Source organism: Nakamurella sp. (assembly GCF_048594475.1).
GTDB lineage: Bacteria > Actinomycetota > Actinomycetes > Mycobacteriales > Nakamurellaceae > Nakamurella.
Map to the genome: position 1 here is coordinate 1 of NZ_JBMDXT010000318.1, position 2579 is coordinate 2579.

At 75.5% G+C, this 2579-nt stretch carries 3 protein-coding genes; 1 reads left to right on the forward strand and 2 read right to left on the reverse strand.

What is annotated here, in order from left to right:
- The first annotated feature begins 143 nt into the window (after positions 1-143).
- Positions 144-818 carry a response regulator gene (locus ACOJUF_RS14470; RefSeq protein WP_420122535.1) on the forward strand — a complete coding sequence of 225 codons (675 nt, stop codon included), beginning with the start codon at positions 144-146 and terminating at the stop codon, positions 816-818.
- Positions 819-972: 154 nt separating this feature from the next.
- Here ACOJUF_RS14470 and ACOJUF_RS14475 read toward each other — a convergent pair whose 3' ends face one another.
- Together ACOJUF_RS14475 and ACOJUF_RS14480 are read right to left on the reverse strand one after the other, a co-directional pair.
- On the reverse strand, positions 973-1581 hold the full coding sequence (locus tag ACOJUF_RS14475; RefSeq protein WP_420122533.1) for a TetR/AcrR family transcriptional regulator: 609 nt from the start codon (positions 1579-1581) through the stop codon (positions 973-975).
- Between the two features lie 33 nt (positions 1582-1614).
- Positions 1615-2579 (reverse strand): hypothetical protein (locus ACOJUF_RS14480; protein WP_420122534.1); only part of this gene is annotated, 965 nt, incomplete at its 5' end.

A 2579-nucleotide genomic window follows, 5' to 3' on the forward strand; every position in this document is an offset into this window, starting at 1 on the left:
GGCGGCCGGCCCGGGGCCGGTCCCGGCCCCGACCGGGCCGACGCGGCCCTGCTCGATCGGGTCGACCGGTGGTCGCGGCCGCACGCGGGCGGTCGTTGATGGAGCGCACGTCCGACACCCCCGAGCGGCCGGGACCCGAGCCGGTGGCCCGGGTCCTCGTGGTCGACGACGAGCCGCAGCTGCTGCGGGCGCTGCGGATCAACCTGGCCGCGCGGCACTACGAGGTGGACACCGCCGACGACGGCGAGAGCGCCCTGCGGATCGCCGCCGCCCGGTCCCCGGATCTGGTCGTGCTCGACCTCGGGCTGCCGGACGTCGACGGGGTGGACGTCATCCGGACGCTGCGCGGCTGGACCGAGGTGCCGATCATCGTGCTGTCCGGCCGGGCCGGCAGCGCGGACAAGGTCCACGCGCTGGACGCCGGGGCCGACGACTACGTCACCAAGCCGTTCAGCCTGGACGAACTGCTGGCCCGGATCCGCGCGGTGACCCGGCGGTCCGGCCGGGCCGAGCCGCCGACCGTCACCGTGGGCCGGCACCGGATCGACCTCGGGGACCACACGATCGTCAGCGACGGCGGGGACCCGCCGCACCTGACCCGGACGGAGTGGCAGCTGCTCGAGATCCTCGCCGCCCACCCGGGAAAGCTCATCACCCAGAGCAGCCTGCTGCAGCAGGTGTGGGGACCCGGGTACGAGTCGCAGACCCACTACCTGCGCCAGTACATGGCCCACCTGCGCCGCAAGCTCGAGAACGATCCCGGCCGGCCCCGCCACCTGCTGACCGAACCGGGTATGGGCTACCGCTTCTCGCCCTGACGCCGCCCTGTCCCCTCGGCCTCGTCCCCGGCCCCGTCCCCGTCCCCGCCACTCCAGTCCCCCCGGCCCCGGCCCCGCCACTCCGCCCACCCACTCCTGTTGATCATGGGAAGAGTGCGGGAATGCCGGCCGGAAACCCGCACTCTTCCCATGATCAACTGGTCGGCGGGGTGGGGGGTGGTGCGGCGGCGTGCAGGGCGCCCAGGGCCATCGCCCGCAGCAGCGCCGCCATCCGCGCGGCGCCCAGCCGGGCGCTGTGCGGGGTGGAGTTGATCAGCCCGAAGGCGGCGTGCGCGGCGGCCCGGGCCCGGGTCTCGTCCGCACCGAGGACGGGCCGGATCGCACCGACCCAGAGCTCGACGTAGCTGCGTTGCAGCCGCCGCACGGTGCTGCGGTCCGCGTCGGCCAGGCTGGCGAGATCCCGGAACTGCACGGTGATGAAGGCCGGCCGGGTCAGGGCGAAGTCGACGTGCCCGTCGACCAGCGATTCCAGCACCGCCTGCGGGCCGTCCGCCGCGGCGGCGTCCGCGCGCCGCCGTCCCTCGGCCAGCAGGTGCTCGCTGATCCCGACCAGGATCTGCCCGAGCAGCGCCTCCTTGTTGGCGAAGTGCTTGTACAACGCGGGCCCGGAAATGCCCAGGGCGGCGCCGATGTCGTAGACCGAGACGCCGTGGAACCCTCGCTCGGCGAAGAGCCCGGCCGCCACCTCGATGATCTGGTCGCGGCGCGACGGGGGCGGGCCACCCCTGGCTGAACCGGGCATCGGGTGAGCCTACCCTCCCCAGGTTAGCGGTTGTTAACCCAGGGGCGTGGTCGGCGGCCGGCCGTGGTCGGCCCGGCGGACGCGGAACCCGACCAGGCTGGCGCCGACGATCGACAGGCCGACGAGCAGCAGCGCACCGCCGGCCCCGAACGCCCCGTCGGTCCAGTCCAGCACCGCTTGCGGGACGACCGTGGCCAGGGCGACGACCGCGACCACGAGGTGGCCGACGAACCGGGTCCGGGCGTAGCCGACGAATCCGGTGGCCGACAACCCGGCCAGCGCGAGGTAGGCCGTCGTGGCGATCGCCGGCGCCGTGCTGCCGGCGGCGACGATCTCGGCCGCGACGAAACCGGTGCCGTAGGCGCCCATCAGGCCCACCCGCGGCTCGTCGAACCAGCCGGCGGCGGCCGCCACCGCCCACCCGCCCGCCACCGCTCCCAGGGCGAGACCGACTGCCGTCGAGGGATTCTCCAGGCTCCACTGCGCCTGGGCCCACCACGCCGTCCAGGACACGGTGGCCAGGGCGACGGCCAGCAGCGCGCCGAGCTGGAGCAGCGCGCTCCGGCAGAAGAGGTAGGCCCCGATCAGCAGGACCGCGGCGGTGGTCAGCAGGGCGCGATCCGCCGCATTCTCGCCGGCGGCGACGCCGGCCGCGGCGGCGCCGAGTCCGGACCCGAAGGCGAGCAGCACGGCGACGACCCGCCGCCGGCCCGTGGTGCCGCTCACGGCGTGCACCGTCCAGCCGCCGGGCGCGGACCGGGCGATGGCGACCGCTGCCCCGGCCAGCAGGACCGCCGGGATCGCGAGGACGAGGATCTGCTGGATCCGGGTCAGCGCATCCCAATGCGGGCCGACCAGCACGGCGGTCGCGGCGACCACGAACGCGGCTCCGATGTAGCCGCCGACCTCGGGCAGGATCTCGCGCCACCCCGGGCCGGCGGCGCGCCGGCCGGTCCCGATCGCCGCCGGGCCGGCGACCCCCACCACCACCGAACCCG

Coding starts and splice junctions, on each gene's coding strand:
- ACOJUF_RS14475 (WP_420122533.1), bottom strand. CDS start 1,581: ATGCCCGGTTCAGCCAGGGGTGGCCCGCCCCCGTCGCGCCGCGACCAG.